Below are 22,438 nucleotides of genomic sequence, written 5' to 3'. Positions count from 1 at the left end.
TTTTTGTTGCTTTCGGCATGAGACGATGATTCGCTATTATTGGATAATCTGAAAACGAAAGTTAACTGTCAAGAATAGAAAAACGGAGACCACAGTCTCCGTTTTTATTTGCTGCAACGATGTGTTACGCCAGCTCAGCACGGAGCTTCTTCGCCGCTGAAACCAGATTTGCCAATGCGGCTTCTGTCTCCTTCCAGTTTCGTGTTTTCAGCCCACAATCAGGATTTACCCACAAGCGTTGAGCCGGAATTTTTTCTGCCGCTTTCTTGATTAAACCTTCAATCCATTCTTCCGTAGGAATGTTTGGTGAGTGAATGTCATAAACACCAGGGCCAATTTCGTTCGGGTAATTGAACTCTTCAAATGCTTTCAGCAACTCCATATTCGAGCGAGATGTTTCAATGGTAATGACGTCCGCATCGAGTGCCGCAACCGAATCAATGATTTCATTGAACTCGCTGTAACACATATGAGTGTGAATCTGAGTTTCTGGTTTTGCACTTGCCGCAGAGACCTTAAACGCATTTACGGCCCATTCTAAGTATGCTTTGTGATCGCGTTTTTTTAGTGGTAAACCTTCTCGAATGGCTGGCTCATCAATTTGAATGATATTGATGCCTGCATCTTGCAGGTCAGACACCTCATCACGCAGTGCCAAAGCAATTTGCTGCGCAATTTCTTGACGTGTGATGTCTTCACGTGGGAACGTCCAACATAAAATCGTTACTGGTCCAGTCAACATGCCTTTCATCTGTTTGCGGGTTAGCGACTGGGCGTACGTCGACCATTCAACCGTGATCGGTTTTTCACGTTCAATGTCAGCAACTACAATGGCAGGTTTCACACAGCGAGAGCCATAACTCTGTACCCAACCAAATTTGGTCGTTTGAAAACCCGCCAAGTTCTCAGCGAAGTATTCCACCATGTCGTTACGCTCTGCTTCACCGTGAACAAGCACATCTAGGTCGAGCGCCTCTTGACGTTTCACTGCGTCAGCAATATGTCCTTTAAGTGCTTGGATATATTCAGACTCAGATAATTGACCTGTACGATAAGCGCTGCGCTGCACCCGGATTTCACCCGTTTGAGGAAAAGAGCCGATTGTCGTTGTTGGCAACAAAGGCAAGCCCAATACTTCAGCTTGATGCGCAGCACGCTCTGCATAAGGTGCGCTGCGCTCGGCAAGTGACGCGGTAATGTTGTTTAAACGCGCTTGTACTTGAGGTTTATTCACATGTGTTGCTGTCTTGCGCGCTTTGATTGGCTGGCTATAGGTATCACAAGCGCGAATCGCATTTTGATCACCATCGAGCGCTCGGCCAAGCAAGGCGACTTCTGCCACTTTTTGTTTTGCAAAGGCAAACCAACTTTTTACTTCTTCGCTCAGTTCTGTTTCCAGTGCTAAATCAACAGGGCTATGTAGCAGAGAACATGAACTGGCAACCCAAAGTTTGTCGCCCAGTTTCTCTTTGACTGGCTGTAGACGCTCGAGTTGGGTACTTAAATCTGAACGCCACACATTACGACCATTCACAACACCAGCAGAAAGCACCCAATCCTCCGGTAACTTGGTAACTACATCGTCAAGCTGCTTAGGGACGGTAGATAAATCGATATGCAAACCATCCACCGGTAGCTCTACAATTTTGTCTAGCGTATCGCTTACGGAGTCAAAGTACGTCGTTAGCAGCACTTTTACATCGCTTCGAATCACTTGGTAGGCCAGCTTAAACGAATCAGCCCATTTGCTTTCTAGCTCCAGTGACAAAATTGGCTCATCAATCTGAACCCACTCAACACCTTGACTTGCTAGCTTTGCCAAAATAGCTTGGTAAGCAGTAAGTAAGCGTGGTAGCAGGGTTAAGCGGTCAAACCCTTCTTCGACCTCTTTGCCCAAGTAAAGGTAACTGACTGGGCCAAGCAAAACAGGCTTCACTTGGTGGCCAGCTTGAAGCGCTTCATTGACTTCTTCAAACAGTTGGGGCCAGCTCACTTCAAACGTATCGTCCTTACTGAATTCAGGGACGATGTAATGGTAGTTTGTGTTGAACCATTTGGTCATATCCGATGCCGCAGCGCCCGCACAGCTGCAACCCGCCTGAGATTGACCGCGACCCACTTTAAACAACGTATCCAGGTTAGGGAAACCACCAGCGTGACGCTTTGGCACATGACCCAATAGCAACGTGGTCGTCAGTACATGATCGTACCAAGCGAAGTCGCCAGCTGTGGCAAAACTCAGACCAGCATCCGTTTGTGTTTGCCAGTTTTTGGCGCGTAGATCTGCCCCAACCTTTTTAAGCTCAGCTTGATCAATTTCTCCTCGCCAGTATTTCTCCTGAGCGAATTTTAATTCTCTTTTTTCACCAATGCGTGGATAACCTAGTATGTGAGTCGTTGTCGCCATGTCCCTATTCCTTTCTCAATTTTGTTCAATTTGTTTGGATCAGAGCATCTTTCGGTAAAGAATGAGATGTCTGGATGGCTAAACTATCGCTCTCATCTGATATTAGAACAACGTCCATTTATTCAACTTGTTTATTAAAAAAATTCATCATGAAGCGACATGATTCGCAGATAAAAACAACAAATAGACGTCTAGACGTTTACATATCCATTTTTTGTCGTTAAGTTATTTACACGATTGCTATTCTGTTCATAGCGAGCAACAAAGGATGAAAGGAATTCATGATAGAGCTAAAACATTTGCGGACACTCACTTCGCTTCGAGACACTGGCTCTCTAACGGCGACAGCGACCGCTTTACATCTCACTCAGTCGGCACTGTCTCATCAGATCAAAGATTTGGAGGCGCGAATTGGAGGGCAACTGTTCCTGAGAAAGACTCGTCCGGTGAAGTTCACTTCAGAGGGAGAAATCCTATTGCGTCTTGCAGAAGATATCCTTCCGAAACTCGCAAGAGCAGAAAATGATTTAGCGAGCTTGAAAGAAGACGTCAATGGCCGATTACATATGGCCATTGAATGTCACTCTTGCTTCCAATGGCTAATGCCTGCACTTAGGGAGTACCAACTTGCTTGGCCTAGCGTAACATTGGACTTTTCCTCTGGTTTTGGCTTTGAACCACTCCCAGCTTTATTGGCAGGCGAACTCGATCTTGTTATTACTTCCGATATCCAACCTCGATCTGAAGTCCACTACGAGCCTCTATTCGACTTTGAAATGCGTTTAATTACCGCAACCAACCACCCATTGGCGGAAAAAGAAATTATTGATCCGCAAGATCTCGCAGATCAAACCATGCTCTCTTATCCTGTTCAAAAACAGAGGCTAGACGTCGTAAAACACTTTCTTCAGCCAGCAGGAATAGAACCTGCGAAATGGAAGCAAGCCGACAATACTCTCATGTTAGTTCAGATGGTCTCTGCTGGATTAGGGGTGGCGGCACTACCCAATTGGGCGATTTCTGAATTTTCTCGCCAAGGTCTTATTACCAGTAAACCTTTCGGCCAAGGCTTATGGCGTCGCTTGTTTGCAGCAACGCGTCACTCAGAGAGAGAGAAGCGTTACTTACAAGCTTTTTTCGCAACCGCGAGGCTACAATGTAAAAGCCACCTTGACGGAATCAAGGTGGCTTAAAATATTTGGGTTATGAAAGGCTTAGCGTTGATATGCTTTAAATTGGTTAGTCAATGGATCGTACTGATAACCGAGCATATCAAGCTTGCCGACTACAGACTCTACATCCATCTCATACACTGATACTAACTCGTCAAAACTGTCGCACTCTAAACGTAGCTTTTCGTTGACGATACCTAGCAAAATAGTGCTGTCCAGATTACCTACATTGCTTAAATCCATCGCGACTCTCCTCTTCGACAAGGTATATAAACAAGCGTAGTAGTAATCACGCGAATTTAAAGTGAGTGCGATCTAAAACGTGATCACCTTATACCCAAGCACCAAGAAAGCACTTGGATATAAGCCGTCTAGCTTTGTCTTTAGAATAGAGGTTAAGCCGCGAGAGAGAATAAATCTTGCAGGCTCGTCATCGACGCGAGTGCTAGAAACAAGGCAACGCTCAGTTGCACCTTTTCTGGTTTCTTATGCGTAAAAATATGCCAACACCACACAATAATTGAAGAAATTAGCATAGCTAAAGACAGCAAGATTGGCTGTGTTGCAGCGTTCAGTGCAGCTTCATTTAACTGGTAAGAAGCAAACAACGTTGCGATGACTAATAGCATTCCAGACACAATGCCCGTAACTGGTAAAATACGGTGAAATGCCTGTAATCTGCTGCGAGCTATCGTAAGCAGCAATTGAGAAAATGACGCCCCAAGGAAAAATATCATTAGCGCCATCGCTATCGATGCTGGCCAGCTTGATTGCTCAAATACTTGAATACTCACATACGCAAAGGCCAAACCATTCGCTAAATGCATCGCCCATAGTGGCCCTTTTTCACGCGTTTTCTTGGTTTGAACCTGAGAATAGAAGTAGAAAATAGCAAACACGATCATAAATGCTTCAATGCGAAGTGACGCAACAGCGAGCCACAATACAGCTACTGCTGGCAACATTTTATGAAGACGTCCTCGCTGACCAGGACAAATATCGCCCTTGATTAGAAGCAAAGTCAGTAGCGCTTGTGCGCCAAATAGCATCGGAGGGAAAGTAACCAGCAATTGTTGAATCATGTTGAATGCACGCTCAAAAGTCATTTTGGGGGGCGATAATATCAAATCAACTATCGCCAAACCACCGAAAGTCGGCCCCCAAATGAGCTAAAACGGTAAGACAATTTTATTCACAGAGAAGCAAGATACTTCAACGCGTCTTCCTGCGTTAAAACTCCACGGTACTCTTCTTTGGTATTACACAATACCCAAGGGAAACGAATGCCGGTTTTCACCAACTCTCGAATAACAGAGACAGGTAAATCCTCATCAACCAACACAAATTCGGTGCTCATTATCTGATTAACAGGACGTTTCCAAATTCTGCTTTCTCGTTCAGTTTCTCGCTCTGTGCCCATCGAGGGCGTTAGGTGTAAATTCACCGTCTCTTTCGTAATTAACCCAACACAACGATTTTCATTGAGAACAACTAAAGGCAAGCTTGGATTCAAATTCATGTACTCAACTGCCAAGGAGAGCGGTTCTCCAGGGTCCATAGACCTGACTTGTTCATGGCTCAAAGATTGCAACACATCACTTTGCTTGGACTCAATCGCGATGTCAGAGAACAGATGCTCATAACTGTCCGCTTTATCCATCAAATCGACAGGCACGGCAGCAGAAAATAAAAAGCCCTGCATGTAATCGACACCGATTTCTGCCAATACTTGAAGTTCTTGCTTAGATTCCACGCCTTCAGCAACCACTTTTACATTCATTTGCTGTGCAAGCTCGGTGACCATTTTCACAATGTTATAGCTGGTGCTCCCTTTATGAATGTTCTTGATGAATTTTCGGTCTATTTTCAGTAAATCAAACTGCCCTTTTTCTAGATAAGAAAAAGAAGAATACCCAGTACCGAAGTCATCAATCGCGATCTCAACGCCCTCTTTCCGCACTTCCTCTAGAGCTCGAGTATGCTCCTCATCTTGTTCAAAATACGCGGTTTCTGTTAGCTCGATAGTTACTCGCTTAGGGTCTACACCACTGGCTTTAATCAAATCATGCGACCGCTGAAGGATCTGAAGAGAATCCAATTTCGTGTTGAGGGAGCGATTGATGGTCACGCCCACTTCCTCGCCATAAATTTCTTGTAAGCGCGGAAAGTGCTTCAACGCAGCTTGGCAGACCACATCATCAAGTGCCGCTATGAGTTCTAGATCTTCAATAATAGCGATCATCTTTTGCGTACAATACGCATCATTTTCATCATAGAAGCGTGCGAGAGCCTCGAACTTAACCACTCTTCCGGTTTGAACGTCGATAATCGGTTGAAAGTAAACGTCCACTAGCCCACTCTCTATTTGCGCCTCCAAAAACGCCTCGAGATGTTGGCGCTTCACTAATTCAGAGTGAAGTTCACTGTCGTAAAAGTTGAAATAGCTGCCTTCACCGGAAATAGAGGACAACATCGCTTGCGCTGCATGTGCTAGCGCTTGTCTTGGTCGGTTCGTATCATAGCCAAGGATTGACACACCAGTTTGGCCTTTAACGATAGTGGCATGCATTTTTGTGCCCATTTCATTTCTAAGCTCATTAAAGAACCCTTTCATGGCAATTTGGATCAAACGAACCGGGCTCAACCATTGACAATGAGGGGTCTGCAAGCATACGACAAACACATCCCGAGATAACTGCCCCGCAATACTGGTGTAGCGACTTCGCATAATAAAATCTGCAAAACCTAATTGCTGTTCAAGCAAGTATCTCTCCGAAAACTTGGGTCTGAGTGTCATAACAATGTTGAGTTCTTTATTTCTGCTTTCATTCGCTAAGTTAGCTAATTGGAGTTCAAATTCTTTCCTCGTTGGTAAAAAGGCAGCCCAATCATGCTGTTGTTCACAACGATTTTTCATCCACAACAACGAAGCAGAAATATCCGTAGAAAATCCGAGATAAAGAATTCGTCCAGAGTGAAACGTAAGTCGGTAAATACAAAGATGATGAGCTTGGTTGCTACCATTTGCTGTTTTGCTCAGCAAGTTACCACACCAACATCCTTCATCATTAATTTGCTGCCACAGCTGCTCATAAAACGCTTGGCTATGGTGAGAGGTACTGAATATATGAGTTTTAAGCCCAACCAGATCTCGGTTTTGATAGCCCATTTGTAACTCAAAGGCACGGTTACAACCTAAGATGCGCGTATCTTCATCGGCAACTAAAACGCCTACATTTGGCAAATCAAAAATCGTTTCGAGGATTTTCGCTAACTCCTCGCAACCAGTGATTGTTAATTGTGGAATGATAGTGCCTTGGATAATGCGCTTATTGAGCCTTTCAAAACTAATAGTAACGTGCACTAAGTTAACGTTTTTTAGCATCATGCAACAAGAAAACCGCCCCCGTCCGCCAAAGAGTTCCACTTCTAGAATTCGTTGTTTTAGAGTTTCTTGTTGCCCCATCAGCATATGATCAAACAAGTTATTTAGGCTGGTTACTGGCGTACTTATCCCAAATGCCTTTGCCATTCCTTGCTGATCACATTCGAACTCGCGAGTATCAATATCGTAAGACCACTCTATAACAGGAGTTAGACTGGAAGTCGTTTGCATTTTTGGATGCACTGTTGTCGTAGATTCACTCATACCCTAGCCCCTTTTTTGTAATTAGCCCAAGGCTCAAAATTCACAGTCAATTCGCGACATTCCAGTTGGGACCTGCCGATCCTCTTTATAGATGGATTGTGTCAACGATAAGCCTATCGACTTAGAACTATTTCCAGAGCAGCTCAGCCTTTTGCATTCAATATGCACTAATTTGATTATAGGCTTTACCCCACATAAGCACACCATTGCTTATGTTTTGTATTAAGATTGCGACATTTTTCATGAACCGATCTATAACCATGAGGCTTTCAAGGTGAAATTAGACAGAAAATCGCCGATAGAGCATTGATATTTTTACAAACCAAATAAAACTCGATGAACTAAGCTGGAATAGATGAGTTTGTTATAGATACCTGATAATCAAATCGCTATAATTCGCGCTCCCTGGAACAGAGAGCAAAATATGACCAATAACATCACTCCTATTCATGAGTACAAAAAATACTGGGCAGAGTGTTTTGGTACGGCACCTTTCTTGCCGACCAGTCGCAAAGAAATGGATGCCCTAGGATGGGATAGCTGTGACATTATCATTGTAACCGGTGACGCTTATGTGGATCACCCAAGCTTTGGTATGGCTATCATTGGCCGCCTGCTAGAAGCACAAGGTTTCCGTGTCGGTATCATTGCTCAACCAGAATGGCAAAATAAAGATGCGTTCATGCAACTTGGTAAGCCAAATCTGTTCTTCGGGATCACTGCGGGTAACATGGACTCCATGATCAACCGTTACACCGCGGATAAAAAGCTTCGTCACGATGACGCGTACACACCGAATAACGAAGGTGGTAAACGCCCAGACCGCGCGACTTTGGTTTACTCTCAGCGTTGTCGTGAGGCATACAAAGAAGTACCTATTGTTTTAGGTGGTATCGAAGCTAGCCTACGCCGTGTGGCGCACTACGATTACTGGTCAGATAAAGTTCGCCGTTCTGTACTGTTTGATGCAAAAGCAGACATCCTACTTTTTGGTAACGCAGAGCGCGCACTTGTCGAAGTAGCACATCGCATCGCAAACGGCGAAGACATCAGCACCATGACCAATATTCGTGGTACTGCCGTGAACTTGCCAGCGGCGCCAGAAGGCTACACGGTTATTGATTCTTCTCGCATTGAAAAACCTCGTAAAGAAGCGTTCGTACCAAAGAACCCATACGAAGTAGAAACTCAGTGTGAAACTAAAAAAGACGAGCCAGTTGCACAACCAATCACGATTCGCCCATCACGCCACGATGCTGCGACGACTGCGGTCCGTTTACCTTCGTTTGAAAAGCTAAGAAACGATCGCATTCTTTATGCGCATGCAAGCCGTGTATTGCATCTAGAAACGAACCCGTACTCTGGTCGAGCGTTACTTCAAAGCCATGGTGATCGTGAACTTTGGGTAAACCAAGCTCCAATTCCATTGACGACCGAAGAGATGGACTTTGTGTTTGGCCTGCCTTACGCGCGTGTCCCTCACCCTATGTACGGGAAAGCAAAAATTCCTGCGTACGACATGATCAAGACGTCTGTGAACATCATGCGTGGTTGCTTTGGTGGCTGTTCTTTCTGTTCGATTACCGAGCATGAAGGTCGAATCATTCAAAACCGTTCGAAAGAGTCTATCATCAACGAGATTGAAGAAATTCGCGACAAAGTTCCGGGCTTTACCGGCACAATTTCCGATCTTGGTGGCCCGACTGCAAACATGTACCGCCTGGGCTGTAAAGATCCAAAAGCGGAAGCGAACTGTCGTCGTCCTTCTTGTGTATTCCCGGGCATCTGTAACAAGCTAAACACAGACCACAAACACACGATCGATTTATACCGCGAAGCGCGTAAAGTTGAAGGCGTGAAGAAAGTGATGGTTGCATCTGGCGTACGTTACGACCTTGCGATTGAATCACCAGAATACGTGAAAGAGCTCGTGACTCACCACGTAGGCGGTTACTTGAAGATTGCACCGGAACATACAGAGAAAGGTCCTCTTGATCTAATGATGAAGCCAGGCATGGGTACGTACGATCGCTTTAAAGAGATGTTCGAGAAATACAGTGCAGAAGCAGGCAAGAAGCAGTACTTAATCCCTTATTTTATCTCTGCGCACCCAGGCACAGAAGACGAAGACATGCTGAACCTTGCTCTGTGGCTGAAAAAGAACAACTTCGAATGTGACCAAGTACAAAACTTCTACCCTTCGCCAATGTGTAACGCAACGTCGATGTACTACTCAGAGACAAACCCTCTGAAACGCGTGAAGTACAAAAAACGTGAAGATGTACCTGTAGCAAAAGGTGAACGTCAACGTCGCCTACATAAAGCGCTGTTGCGTTACCACGATCCAGCAAACTGGCCAATGATCCGTGAAGCCCTAGTCAGTATGGGTAAAAAACATTTGATTGGTGACAAACAAGGCTGTCTCGTTCCTGCAGAAGACATTGAAGCACAAACACCTGCGCAACGTCGTAAATCTGGTCGTCACGGGGCAAACCGCTTTGCAACCAAACATACCAAAAATCAACCAGGCTTCGGTGGTCATTTGAACAAACGCTCTGAAAGCGGTTCAAAAGATGGTAAGCCATCTGGTAACCGTAACGGTTATGGCAAAGCTACAGGTGGTCAACGCCCTGCAAGCAACGGCCAACGTCCTAGCGGCAACGGTGCAAACCGCCCGGCAGGTAGCAAGCCGCAAGGCCAAGGTCGCCCGCAAGGACAAGGCAAACCAGCTGGTCAACGTAAACCAAAGCGTCGCTAATTATTTAGAGCTTAAATACTAGAAAGGGCTCCAGAGTTAACTCTGGAGCCCTTTTGTTTTGTCGGCTCATTGAGGCATCACTCACAACTCAAACTTTGATTCAATCAATACAAAAAATGGTAAACACCAACCAACTTATTGGAAAAACAAACAATTATTTGATTGAAGCAAAACCATAAAAATCTAACTCATTGATTTTTAATTGCTTTATTTTGGTGCGATATTTGCGTAATAGAATAAAACTCTTAAACATGGGCTAACGATGAATAATCCACTTCCCCCAAAAACTTCTATGTTCTGGTATGACAACAGCTATACCTATGAGGAGGCCGTTCAGGCATTTGAAAGCGATGGTACACTGAAATCGCTGAATATCGTTCCAACCACGGAATCCGATGATCTTGCTGGCTCACCCCCAGAGCGCAGTATGTTTTGGGAGGGAGAAACAAAAAAAATCGATCCGCCACCGCCGTCTGAACCAGAGCCTCTCAATTTAAAAACTGAGAAGGAAGCAACGGAAGCATCACCTGCGCACTTTATCCCAGTCCGCTATGCCATCGATCAGCTAGAAACAGAAGAGACACAACCTTTTGGTTTGCCTGAAGAATGGAAAGGCCAAGGCCCAGCCAAACTCAATACCGTTGGTTACACCCTGCGTCAACTGCGCGACGGTTGGCTGTATGTCTATGATGCAATCAACAAAAGCTTAGACGAATACGAAATCAAAGGAACGCAATTCACGCTCTATAAGTTGGGAGAATCAGAAAGCCCAAAATCAGAGCAGCGTGGGACACCACAAGATGCAAAGGCCTTCCTTACTTACGTCAACGGAAGCGTACTATCGATTTGCTTCTCTGAGCACCGCTGGACATGGCACACGTTCATGCGCGTACTTAACAATCCGAGTAATCATATCGATCGCATGCAAACCATTGTTCTGTCCTCAAACGAGAATCAGCACAACATTGCACCAATAGATAAGTTAACCCAAGTCGCTGATATTGAATCTTCTGCCGTCGATGATGGTCGCTTTGCGGATTCTGGCATCGCCACCAAAGCAGATGAAGATGGTTCTGTCTTTAAACCTGTCGCAGTCGAAAGCGATTTAACCTCTGCGATTCCAGAAGAAGAATCAGGCTACTTCGTCGCGATAAAAGATTACGCCGCAGACATTCAAGATATGTCACTGCATTTTGTTGGTGCCGCAAGCCCTTACCGCCTTTTCACTGACCAGTTTTCAAACCAGTGGAACTTGATGCAGACCGCCATGCAACTGTGTATGTTTGGTGCAAGTGACGAGATAGACATGCCAGCTAGCGTTAAGCGTAACGGCGAAGAGCTGTCGTTTTATACCGACATGGCTGACTATTATGACTCCTCTCACCAACTTGATTTGGCAGAGCAGAACAAAAGCTCAGTTCAGTCCGGCTATCCTGCTAAATTTTCCGCTGGAGCGATTGAATCACACCAACATACCCAAAGTGACATTGCTAAAGCGATACAGGACAAATATCGAATTTCTGCGAGCCGTTTTGGTAAATACGAACAATGGATAGCGACTGAACGCTGGCGTCAGCAGCTCAACTGGAAGCAAATGCTGAGCGAGATGCAAGAGCTGTCAGAACAAAAAGAAACCATGCTAGCCCAAGTGGTTTCGGTCAAACGCGACTTTATTGCTGTAATGGAATCTTTGACACCTCATCATCTTGAGAGAACCTTCGACCTATACAGCGAAGACACGCAGTACAGCTTGTATCAACTGCACAAGCAAGCCGTTGAGTCATTTACTCTGGTGATGCAAGAAGAAGACCGACAGTGGGCTGAAAGCCAATGGGAAAAACCAACCAGTTTACTTGCTCTCTATGCCTCAGGGTTTAGTCGTAGTTTATTTAAAGTGATGGAGAAGAATATTACAGAGGCGCTTGATGAACAGTCGATCGTCTCAGACAATCCTGAACCTGATAATCAGTTGATGGACCAGATATCTGATACAAGCAACCGCGTGAATATGTACTCTAAGATCATGGACTTTGTTTCCAACCCAAACACTGCGGAAACAGCCTTTCTCAAAGATATCGCCAAAGGTTTCCAAGAGCTGGATATTATTTTTAAATCTGCAATAGGTGCGCTTGCAAAAGGCGTTGTAGAGTTTGGTGTTAGCATGACCTCACAAGTATCAATTTCGCTGATGCCTGTTTTCGCTAAACCTCTGAACCGTCATAGCTATTATTTATTTGCCGTTATTGCAGAACATATGGCACACAATATGCCCGTAACAATAAAAGAAGGTTACGCTCACGATTTTAAAAAATGGAAAACACGCGTAAATGATTATCTGATTAAGCTCGAAAAAAACGATGCAATCATTGCTGACTTCCAGAAAAATAACCGCAAAGCTGACTCTAAATACACAACAGCTTTAAAAAATAAAAAGACTATTAAGAAGGCTCTCGCTGTAGCTACATTGGAGTACCCGCAGTACATTGAGTTACCTGATGATCTACCTCAAAGAACCATCGAGCTTAGAACGCGGATCGTGATGAATAAGCTCAATGATTTGAATAAACTGTTCGAGAATGCCGGTGGTCTAGGCTTTCTGGCATTAATATTTAACTGCATCGCGCTTGGTGATGCCATGAGCAGTATTCAAGACACGGGGTTAATGTCCTCAGATGAATTTTTGGATATCCAGCAAAAGTTATTTTACACAGTCAACGCTTGGACAGGTGTTCGTACAGGTAAGTTATGGGAGAAAGTGAAGGGTGAACCTAGGTTAAGGTCACATTCATATAAAGCATTAAAAGAGTTAGTAAATAATAATGCCCGTGGTTTTGATAACTTGATCCTTGATGACTTAAAGGTATTCAATAAATGGCTAGCTGTGACCGGAGTTATTGGAGCTCTTGCTTCGGGTATAGAGGCCTATCGTTCATGGAAGAACATAGACGGTTTACATGGGAGCGCAAGAGTTGTCGAATACTTCAACTTTGCATCTTTAGTTGGATTGACAATTGTAGGTGGGTTTCAAGCTATCGGTGGATTAACTGGGATTTGGTCTGCAAATATTCTGTTTGGAGGTCCGATCATGTTTGTCATTATGGGCCTTACTGCAGTTTACCTTCTTAGTAATCATATAATGAGTAAACTTAAACAAGATGATTATCAAAAGTGGTTAGATAAACTTCCTTGGGGCTATCACCCAGATAAAGCCCTGTGGAGTCAATCCTCAAGCTTGGTAGAGAGAGAAAAGCATAATTCTTCTTTAGTGCAAGAGGCTCTTTTTGAGTTAAAAACCATAATGGATAAACCTTTGATCTGCCAAATACCATTGATGCGTACCGTTCCGAATTCAACAACACAGTATCCGGCAGCAAAACAAGAATTGTTTGGTATTGAGCTACATATCCAAGTTCCCACCAATACAGCAAGAGATGGAATAAAACTTCGGACAAATACTTCTGTAACAGAGGGAGGACTGGGGTCGGGAGCTTGGCACACTGGAGTAGATCTAGAAACGTTGGATAGTTCAACAGATTCCTCAGATTCTCAAAGTGTCTATAAATTGACTTTACCAATGAAAGACTCGGCTAAATATTTAGCATTTGAGATAGAATACATTCTTGATGAGAAGAGCGAATTTAACCGTAAGTACTGGTTCCAAAATAATGCAAAACAGCGTGCAACTTATACAGCAATTTCAGACAATACCAAACAAGCAACGATCAGAAGTTCATTATCTTCGATTAATAGTGAACTTAGCTTACAGGAGTAACCTTTGGCTTATTTACCTTTCTATATTACCCCAGAAGAATTTTCAGCATACCAAGAAGAGCAGGAGCAAAAAATTCTTAACGGGATGAATCTGACAGTCTGGCATAAGCACGATATTGAAGAGCCTTTTCGATACTTATACCTATCAATTGCTATAGCTGCTGTCAGTCCATTATTTTTCCTTACCTATTTCCTACATGATAGTAGTGAAATGATCTTAACTTACATTTTATCGGGGCTGACGATAATCATGTCTGGTGTGTCTTATCTGACATTTGGTTTGGACAATCGGTATGATTACACCTTCTCCGATCGCGGGTTAGTCATAAAAAAACGACGTAATTTACCGAATTGGGTAAACTCCGCGGCTCAAGTCATGGGCTGGATTGGAGCAATAGTTTGTGTCGTGATGGTTGGAGTTGCTGGACCGATGGTTCTTGTCGGAGCCGGTGGCTTTATATTGGTTTCATTTGGTATGCTTAAACGCAAGCCTGATGAACCAACAGAAGTAAGAATCGGAGAACGTGAAGACTGGCTCTTTGCTGATTACAATAAGAAAAGAAAAGTAATTAAGTTCTTTTTTAAGCATGACACATGCGAATATATTAATATAGAACATACTAAGATTTCACGCTTACACAACCGATTCCACTATTACGTATTTTTCAAAACCGTGTCTGACTTAGAGTCTATGGTCAATCAGCTAGCCACGGAATATAAGCTTGACTGTACAGAAGTCGCCGACCACAAAAAGCTATTTGAAGCTAAGCCAGAGGCTAGAATGTTTGGTACGCCAGTTTGTTATAAAGAATATCAAACCGATGAGGTATTTGATTTAAGGGCGTCAAATGCCCCGCTCCCAGAGCGAGAGTACCTATATAACGGCAAGTGGCAAACCGAGTCTGAAATCGAACAATCAAAATCTGAACTAACGGCAGCCAAGGTATAAACCTTGGCTTGTTTACCTTTTTACATCCCCCCCATGAAAAGCTTTAGGTTTACTCTGATGTACAAAAAGAAAAATTGGTTCAGATAACGAATTTTTAACTCGAGGATAGGATAGTAAGCCCGAACCTTTCTATCCTCAACTAAACACCCATTTTGCACTGAGTAAATAGTTACTCACCATGCCTGCCAATATACCTAAGATCAAAGCCAAATAGACCATCAACCCTTGCGTTCCTAGCGCGAGCGTTACGCCTTTGAACACAATAAAGTTCGGCAAAGCACTGATACAAGCACTCGCCATAAATTTTTGCCATTGAGCGAAAGGGTTGGTTTTTTCTGCTTGAGAGAAAGTCAGCCAGCGATTGCCAAGCCAAGTCGTGGTTGCCGCAAACAAAAATGCAATCCCACGAGCCAGCATCAGCTCCAGACCAAACCAATGGAACAACACAGAAAAGATAAGGGTGTCGACCATAAAGCCGACACCACCTACTAGAGCAAACCTTGTTAACGAAGCAAACCTTTCCAGCGAAGCAAATTTTGGTAATTTGCCCATTCCGCTATCCAACCACACAGGTGTAGAGTGAGCGTTTCGATTTTGCTGTGAACTCGTTGGTACAACTCAACGCATTTTCATGAATCATGCTATCCACTTGCTGCGATTTACCAATCAGGTGGAATTTCTTCAGATTGTTTAAGTCATTCTTGTCTTCAAGCTTTTTCGCCTGACCATGACTATAGAACTGACCTGAGAACGGACGCTTACCAATATAAAAGACCGGAGCGTTGTCATCAATTTGCGCGAAGATTATGCGGTCGCTGCGGCTATCCGCTTTGCCCATATTCAAAACCAACATCGCAATCATAAGCAGGGCTGGCAACACCGCTGCCGTTCCGGTCAACCATTTGAAATCGTGTTTATCCACCAGCATCGCAATCAAGATACCCAATGCAGGCACACCCGGTAGCACGTAAGCAGGCAAGATATTCCCAGCCATGGTGAACAAGATCATTGGGGAAATCAGCCAACACATCAGGAAGCTAAATAGGCCTTGATGATCAGTTTCAATGGCTTTGAGTACTTTACGACGTTTCCACGCCAAGATAGGCAATACGATTGACCAAGGCGCAGCCGATTGTAGCCAGAATACCCAGATCATCCCACGTGGTTGATCATGAGCAGAGCCATACAGGTCCCCTTCCCAACCGCTGACAACAAAACGCTTAAAGTGCTCGCCAACAATGAAGTAATCAATAAATCCAGGCGTCGCCATTTCAGCCATTATGTACCAAGGTAGAGCAATCGCCAGCATGAGCGCCAACCCCGATACAATTGGAAAACGCTGCCACAAGGCTTTGAAGGCACCAAAGAAACCATGCTGAATCACGAGCCAAGGAAATACTGCGATGCCCATGATCACGATCGCCACTGGACCTTTCGCTAACAGCCCGCAAGCCAAGCCAAAGAAACCGAGGTAACCCCACAGTCGGCTGTGTTTGTCTTTGCCGAGCCAGCAATAGTAAAAACCAACCATCGCCATCGTCATTGCCAACGTCAGTGCCATGTCTGTCATCACCGCACCCGCCGCAATTGAAAAGATGCCACACGTCGCCAGTACCAACGCTGCGATGACTGCATTAAAGCCAGCGCGATGCGCCATGAAAGCAACAAAAACAATCGTCGCAACACCCGCTAACCAATGAGGCGCGCGCACTGCAAATTCATTCAATCCAAACAGCTCAATGCCGTAAGCACTCATCCAAGTGAACAGGGGGGGCTTCCCCCAGAAAGGCACGCCGTAATCAAACTGTGGGGTAAGCCAATTGCCGGTTTCCACCATTAAGCGCGCCATTTCGCCGTAGCGGGCTTCCGTGGTGTCCATCAAAGGGTAAGCGGCAAGTGAAATAAGACGGAGTAAAAGAGCAAACGCCAACAACAACCACAGATGGGTTTTATTAATACTCATGATTACGCGGTTTCTCCCAATTTAAACTTCATGGTTTGGATGGATTGATGTTTTGCAGGCTGCTCGTAAACAGACTGAACAAGATAAAGAGGACGTTGCTTGGTCTCGACAAAAATGCGGCCAATGTATTCGCCCAAAAGGCCAATCGACAGCAGTTGCACACCGCCCAAGGCAAGTTGGACGACCATCATGGATGGGTAGCCAGTGACAGGCTCACCAAACACAACAGTTTTCATCACTATGAATGCGCCATAGATAAAGGCACTGAACGCCACCAATGCACCGGCAAGTGTCGCTAAACGCAAAGGACGAATGGAAAACGAGGTAATGCCGTCCATTGCAAGGCCAATCAGCTTGAGGTAGTTCCATTTGGTTTCACCACAGAAACGAGCGTCACGCTCAAACTGAACCGTCACTTGCTTGAAACCCGGCCAAGAAAAGATGCCTTTCATGTACCGGTTACGCTCTGGCAACGCATTGATGTGTTTAACCACTTTTGCGCTCAGTAGACGGAAATCGCCCACGTTCTCCGGCACATCCAATTTCGCCATGCTATTAAGCACTTTGTAAAAGCAAGCGGCCGAGAAGCGTTTGAACCAAGTTTCACCGTGGCGTTCACTGCGCTGCATGTTCACCACGTCATAACCTTCACGCCATTTTGATACCATTTGCGGGATCAACTCCGGTGGGTCTTGCAAGTCGGCATCAATCACAATCACCGCTTCACCTTGGCAGTGTTCCAGACCCGCACTCATGGCGGACTCTTTGCCAAAGTTACGGCTTAATGCAATACAACGAACGTCGCTAGAAGATTGAGAAAAGTTTTGCGCGATCATTAGGCTGTCATCTTTGCTGCCGTCGTCGACATAGACGATTTCGCAATGTTCTGGCATTTCATCCAAAACGGCGGCTAAACGACGATGAAATTCAGTCAAGACTTCTTGCTCGTTAAAGAATGGCACCACAACAGACAAAACTGTTTTAGGCTCAGTGTGTTGGCTCACCTTTGAAAAGGTTGCAGCGTGAATGTTGAAGGTTGACATGCTACTCTTCCACTAAATCCGATGAATGAATCCAGTCTACAAACATCAACGTGAAAGAGATGTTATTGACATCTTTTTCACGTCCTTAGTGAATAATGTTCGGTTAAGACGAAATCTTATTTTCGAGCACCTGCCCACTTGGAGAGAAATACATGAAACGCGTACTTTTAGTCGAAGATAATCGAGAAATCGCAGGCATGCTGTTCGATTATTTTGAGTGTGCAGGTATGGAACTCGATTATGCAGACAACGGCGAGCTCGGCTTGAAACTGGCGATGGAAAACACCTTCGACATCATCTTGCTCGACCTCATGCTGCCACGCATGGATGGCCTGACCATGTGTAATAAACTTCGCGACGCGGGCAACAACACACCAGTGCTTATGCTGACTGCACTTGATAGCCGTGACGATATGCTCAAAGGCTTCCAACACGGTGCGGATGACTATCTGACCAAACCTTTCGACTTGGATATTCTAGAAGCGCGTATGATGGCGCTGATCCGACGTTACCGTGGTACTGTCGCGTCGAGTAAGTTGGAATACGGCGAAGTCTCTATCGACCAAAAAACGCGTAAAGCTTACCGCCAAGATAAACTGCTGGCGCTAAACCCCACCACTTACACCATTCTGGAAATGCTTGTGAAAAGCGCGCCAGACGTAGTAACACGTGAAGAAATCGCCTTCCAACTTTGGCAAGAGAACGAGCCGAACAACGACGTTCTGCGCAGCCACATTTACCAACTTCGCAACCAACTTGATAAGCCATTTGAACAGCATGTGCTTATCACCGTACCGAAAGTTGGCTTCCGCTTGGAGACTGGTGCATGATCAATCGCTTACTGGCTAGCACGCAAAGCACACAAAGTATGACAGGGCGACTCGCTCTGTTTTTCTCTTTTGTGTCGGTCGTGATTGGCATCTTCTGCTTTTTGTTGATTACCGGCTCCCTGCTTTGGTCTGAAGACCGCGTGGGCGAGCGTCGTATTATGGTCGACAAAAAAGAAGCGATTGAACATTTCCAGTCCCACCCAGAGCAAGGCAGTATTCAGCTTGATCTGCTCACCACCGCTTACAACGACATCTCACTGGTTGCCGAGCGCTACCAAAAATACCTGATTGGTCAAAAGCACTTTCTTGATGAAGTAGAAGACGGTGAATACTCGCGCATGGTTTACATGAGTACTTACACCTATAAAGGCGTTGAACATCCCGTTATTCTGGTTTCCTTGATTGATGAAATCGAGATCACCTCAGAGGAATTCATTCTCGTCGTCGCTATGGTGCTGTCCATTGTCGCCGTGCTGGTGTTCCTGTTTGGTAGCCTCCTGCTGCGCTTATCACAACGCTTGATTGAACCCGTCAATGCGCTTAAAACTCAACTCGACCATCATCAAGGCGATGCTACGCAAACTTTTAGCGTGCCAGAGGGATCAGCCAAAGAGTTCCAAACCCTCGCGGATGAGTTGAATGAGTATCGCCACAAAATCAACCAAGTCATCAAGCGTGAGCAAGCCTTTGCACGATACGCAAGCCATGAACTGCGTACACCGTTAACCGTAATGAAAGGCTCAAGCAGCCTACTGGCGAGAAGTGCGAACACGGATTTCCAGACTCGCCAAGTGAACCGAATTCAAGATGCAACGCAGCAGATGTCGACCATGGTAGATGCCCTACTCGGCTTAGTGCGTTACGAGCGTAATGCAGATGATTCACCAGTGCGCAGCATCACCGAAGAAGAACTCAACCAAATCATCTTCCAAAGCCAAGCTCAGGCGGATGAGAAAGCACTCAGCTTTGATGTACAGATCGACGGCAACCCTAGAACGCGCGCGACCAATGCCGTGTTGACCATTATTCTTGGCAACCTGATTCGCAACGGCATCGCTGCGACACCTTCGGGATCAATTCATATCAATATGGATGAAAACACCATCTCGGTGCGCGATGAAGGTGAAGGCTTTTCGACCATTCCACATTCTGATGGGCACGGATTAGGTTTGATGATTGTGGACGATTTGTGCCAACGCTATGGCTGGCAATTTAAGATTGGTACACATCCAGAAGGTGGTTGTGAGGCAGTAATTGATCTTGCGTCAGAGCATAAGGAATAACCGAAATGGTTGTACTGAAACACAGACTTTTTATCTGGGTTTAATGGCGTTACACTACGCGCCCTTTTTAACGGCAAGGTCGCGTGGTTGGACACGTCAGCAGTCACATGAAACTCTCTGAAAGCCCGATAACTCAACACAACTTCAACGGTCATACGTTTTTTCTTAAGCGTGATGACATGCTGCATTCTCACTTTTCTGGGAACAAAGCACGTAAGTTTATGGCGTTGATGGAAACGCAAAACAGCGACATCAAAACCCTCATCAGTTACGGCTCTGCTCAATCCAACGCGATGTATTCGCTAGCGGCTCTCGCCCAGATTAAAGGTTGGGCATTTGAGTTTTATGTTCATCACATTCCATCTTGGCTAAAAAGCTCCCCCATCGGAAACTATCGCGGCGCTCTCGATTTGGGTATGAAAATCACCGCCATGCAAGACATCGGTAGCGAACTCCACCCTAGTGAATACATCCACCAGGTACGAAGATTAGATGAGTCGACATTGCTTATTCCAGAGGGTGGACGTTCCCACCTCGCTGAAGCTGGCATCAAACAGTTAGCACGAGAAATTCTTGATTGGACGCGATTGAGAGGTAAAGAACAGTTTACCGTCGCCCTGCCATCAGGCACTGGCACGACCGCTTTATATCTTCATAAACATTTAAGTCCACACGGCATTGAAGTGCTAACTTGCCCTTGCGTAGGCGATGCAGATTACTTAACTGAGCAGTTCAACCAGCTCGGTGAAAACAGCCACCCAACCATTTTAACCATCCGCAACAAACACCATTTTGGTCGCTTGTACGAAGAAGATTACATCACATGGAAAGCACTCTTTGAGCAAACCGACCTCGAATTTGACCTGTTATACGACCCGTATATGTGGCAATGCCTAACACCTTGGTTCGAAGAGAACACAGATAAAACGGTGATTTACATTCACCAAGGCGGGTTACTTGGCAACGAGTCGATGTTGCCAAGATATCAACGAGAATTTGAATAGCGTGTTCAAATAAAGTTGTTGCTGATTACAGTGATTCCACTATTTGATGAGCGCCAGAATTTCTTTGAATTCAGGTGCTCGGCAATCTTCAACCATTTCATACAAACACATTTCTAGCCCAGTGAGCACCACACCGTTAGCGGTTAACTTCGCAAGAGCGAGCGCTTTATTGGCAGCGGTTCGGGAAGATACACAATCCGTGACTAATTCAACGCGATAACCGGACTGGCGCAGAGAAACCGCGGTTTGATAGACGCAAATGTGGGATTCAATACCGCAAACCAACCAAGTATCAACTTTCGCGTTCTCCACCGCGACCTTAAACGTCGCCTCTTTGCAACCATCAAACGTGTACTTGGTAATAGGTAAATGCGTGCTTTCAAGCACTTCACGAATCGGCTCCGCGGTTGGGCCCAACCTTTCTCGATTCTGTTCTAGCCACAGAATAGGCAAATCTAGTGCTTTGGCACCCTTTACCAGTTTCGTGATATTTTCAATCAGTGCGTCGCTTTCATGCATTAATGTAGCGAGTTTGCCCTGAACATCCACCACAATCAGGCCCGTATTTCCTTTCGATAACATTTCCATCTCCTATCTTGTGCGACCACAAACCATACTCAACAAGTTGAACAACAGTTAATGTATCAGAACCCTTTCATGTTAGAGCAATAAAACCTAGAAAGATGACCTTCGCTCACACATTTGCCCTTAGGTAAGTGTGGTTTGAACTGACTATTTAAATTTCTCTCGAATTAGCTCAATCAAGGCTTTGACTTTATTGGGCAGAAATAAGGCCGAGGGATAAATCAGAGTAAGATGCTGCTTCGGATGCGCGAATTGAGGCAGCACCTCGACCAACAAACCGTCTCTCAGTGCAGGCTTGGAATGAATTTGTGGAATAAACGCGATGCCGTTTCCTGCTATCGCCATCGAGCGCAGCAAGTTGAGATCGTCCGATCGCAACGCGACATGCAAATCTGAATCGAGCAAATCGGCATTGTAACGATTAGTTAAAAGGCGATGCTGCTTAAGATCTTCCACCGTTTTTACTGGAGGATGCGATTCTAGATAAGCTTTTGACGCAACAAAGTGACTACGATAAGGCAAAAGACTGAACTGCACATAGCTGTCATCGGTGACTTTGACCACGCTCGGAAGAAGCTGTAAATCAAACGATTGACGCTTGAGATCGACACTCTCTTGATGGTTTTCAATCTCGACCGAAATCTCCGGATACCGCGTTGTGTACTCGGTGATGATCGCGTTAAACGCGGCAGAGCTCATCAATGCGGAAGGAATGGCTAAACGCACCTTGCCCGTCAGCTCTTGTTGATATTCGTGCATGGCATTTAAACCTTGCTGAATATGGTCAATAGGCTGCCCCACCAACTCAAACAAGCGTTTCCCGTGCTCCGTCAACTCAATGCTGCGTGTTGTGCGAATCAAAAGCTGTACCCCGAGCGATTTCTCTAATTCTTGCAGACGACGACTCACTTTTGAGCGTTGTAGTTGATTCGCCTCTGCCGCTGCACTTATACCGCCGTGAACCACCGTCTGAGTGAATAGGTAAATATCATCAAAATTAACGTTCATTGTCCTATTTTTAGGT

Annotated in this window: 16 protein-coding genes; 7 read left to right on the top strand and 9 right to left on the bottom strand. The window is 45.1% G+C overall.

Going from position 1 to position 22,438, the window contains the following annotated elements; genetic code table 11:
• Positions 1-124: 124 nt before the first annotated feature.
• Positions 125-2,407 carry a 5-methyltetrahydropteroyltriglutamate--homocysteine S-methyltransferase gene (gene metE, locus R7Q09_RS01555; protein ID WP_318070832.1) on the bottom strand — a complete coding sequence of 761 codons (2,283 nt, stop codon included), beginning with the start codon at positions 2,405-2,407 and terminating at the stop codon, positions 125-127.
• A 281-nt stretch (positions 2,408-2,688) separates the two neighbouring features.
• On the opposite strand from metE, the gene metR reads away from it, so the two are divergent.
• Entirely contained in the window at positions 2,689-3,600 is a 912-nt protein-coding gene (metR, locus tag R7Q09_RS01550) for an HTH-type transcriptional regulator MetR (RefSeq protein WP_054730490.1), read from the top strand.
• Positions 3,601-3,621: 21 nt separating this feature from the next.
• Here the strand turns inward: metR and R7Q09_RS01545 are convergent, their stop codons facing one another.
• The 3 genes from R7Q09_RS01545 to R7Q09_RS01535 form a co-directional block, all read right to left on the bottom strand.
• On the bottom strand, positions 3,622-3,822 hold the full coding sequence (locus tag R7Q09_RS01545; protein ID WP_005376762.1) for a DUF4250 domain-containing protein: 201 nt from the start codon (positions 3,820-3,822) through the stop codon (positions 3,622-3,624).
• A gap of 152 nt (positions 3,823-3,974) precedes the next feature.
• A complete protein-coding gene (locus R7Q09_RS01540) occupies positions 3,975-4,685 on the bottom strand; it encodes a hypothetical protein (protein WP_195723078.1) in 711 nt (236 codons plus the stop codon).
• Between the two features lie 86 nt (positions 4,686-4,771).
• Entirely contained in the window at positions 4,772-7,228 is a 2,457-nt protein-coding gene (locus R7Q09_RS01535) for an EAL domain-containing protein (RefSeq protein WP_318070831.1), read from the bottom strand.
• Between the two features lie 424 nt (positions 7,229-7,652).
• Here R7Q09_RS01535 and R7Q09_RS01530 point away from each other — a divergent pair, with 424 nt between their 5' ends.
• The 3 genes from R7Q09_RS01530 to R7Q09_RS01520 all read left to right on the top strand — a co-directional run bounded on the left by R7Q09_RS01530 (position 7,653) and on the right by R7Q09_RS01520 (position 14,706).
• The gene (locus tag R7Q09_RS01530) at positions 7,653-9,986 is read left to right on the top strand and encodes a YgiQ family radical SAM protein (RefSeq protein WP_318070830.1); all 2,334 of its coding nucleotides are present in this window, start codon (positions 7,653-7,655) and stop codon (positions 9,984-9,986) included.
• Positions 9,987-10,248: 262 nt separating this feature from the next.
• A complete protein-coding gene (locus R7Q09_RS01525; protein ID WP_318070829.1) occupies positions 10,249-13,758 on the top strand; it encodes a T6SS effector BTH_I2691 family protein in 3,510 nt (1,169 codons plus the stop codon).
• A 3-nt stretch (positions 13,759-13,761) separates the two neighbouring features.
• Positions 13,762-14,706 carry a hypothetical protein gene (locus R7Q09_RS01520; protein ID WP_318070828.1) on the top strand — a complete coding sequence of 315 codons (945 nt, stop codon included), beginning with the start codon at positions 13,762-13,764 and terminating at the stop codon, positions 14,704-14,706.
• Between the two features lie 135 nt (positions 14,707-14,841).
• On the opposite strand, the gene R7Q09_RS01515 is transcribed toward R7Q09_RS01520, so the two are convergent.
• From R7Q09_RS01515 to R7Q09_RS01505, 3 genes are read right to left on the bottom strand one after another with little or no spacing between them, the layout of a single operon-like run.
• On the bottom strand, positions 14,842-15,258 hold the full coding sequence (locus tag R7Q09_RS01515; protein WP_318070826.1) for a GtrA family protein: 417 nt from the start codon (positions 15,256-15,258) through the stop codon (positions 14,842-14,844).
• Between the two features lie 4 nt (positions 15,259-15,262).
• The gene (locus R7Q09_RS01510; protein WP_318070825.1) at positions 15,263-16,669 is read right to left on the bottom strand and encodes a glycosyltransferase family 39 protein; all 1,407 of its coding nucleotides are present in this window, start codon (positions 16,667-16,669) and stop codon (positions 15,263-15,265) included.
• 2 nt (positions 16,670-16,671) lie between these two features.
• Entirely contained in the window at positions 16,672-17,712 is a 1,041-nt protein-coding gene (locus R7Q09_RS01505) for a glycosyltransferase family 2 protein (protein ID WP_017820495.1), read from the bottom strand.
• 152 nt (positions 17,713-17,864) lie between these two features.
• On the opposite strand from R7Q09_RS01505, the gene R7Q09_RS01500 reads away from it, so the two are divergent.
• From R7Q09_RS01500 to R7Q09_RS01490, 3 genes are all read left to right on the top strand, one after another.
• Positions 17,865-18,542 (top strand): response regulator transcription factor, encoded by a 678-nt coding sequence (locus R7Q09_RS01500; protein ID WP_005389368.1) that lies wholly within the window; start codon positions 17,865-17,867, stop codon positions 18,540-18,542.
• On the top strand, positions 18,539-19,825 hold the full coding sequence (locus R7Q09_RS01495; RefSeq protein ID WP_318070823.1) for a HAMP domain-containing sensor histidine kinase: 1,287 nt from the start codon (positions 18,539-18,541) through the stop codon (positions 19,823-19,825). The genes R7Q09_RS01500 and R7Q09_RS01495 overlap by 4 nt, the downstream gene beginning before the upstream one ends.
• 107 nt (positions 19,826-19,932) lie before the next feature.
• Positions 19,933-20,829 (top strand): 1-aminocyclopropane-1-carboxylate deaminase/D-cysteine desulfhydrase, encoded by an 897-nt coding sequence (locus R7Q09_RS01490; protein WP_213973243.1) that lies wholly within the window; start codon positions 19,933-19,935, stop codon positions 20,827-20,829.
• Between the two features lie 39 nt (positions 20,830-20,868).
• Here the strand turns inward: R7Q09_RS01490 and R7Q09_RS01485 are convergent, their stop codons facing one another.
• Together R7Q09_RS01485 and R7Q09_RS01480 are read right to left on the bottom strand one after the other, a co-directional pair.
• Positions 20,869-21,411, bottom strand: coding sequence for an isochorismatase family protein (locus R7Q09_RS01485; RefSeq protein WP_064354153.1), 543 nt, complete (start codon positions 21,409-21,411; stop codon positions 20,869-20,871).
• A gap of 150 nt (positions 21,412-21,561) precedes the next feature.
• The gene (locus R7Q09_RS01480) at positions 21,562-22,422 is read right to left on the bottom strand and encodes a LysR family transcriptional regulator (RefSeq protein WP_017634710.1); all 861 of its coding nucleotides are present in this window, start codon (positions 22,420-22,422) and stop codon (positions 21,562-21,564) included.
• Positions 22,423-22,438 lie beyond the last annotated feature (16 nt).

The organism is Vibrio sp. 2130-1, from assembly GCF_033339515.1.
This window is presented reverse-complemented; position numbering and strand designations above follow the sequence as displayed.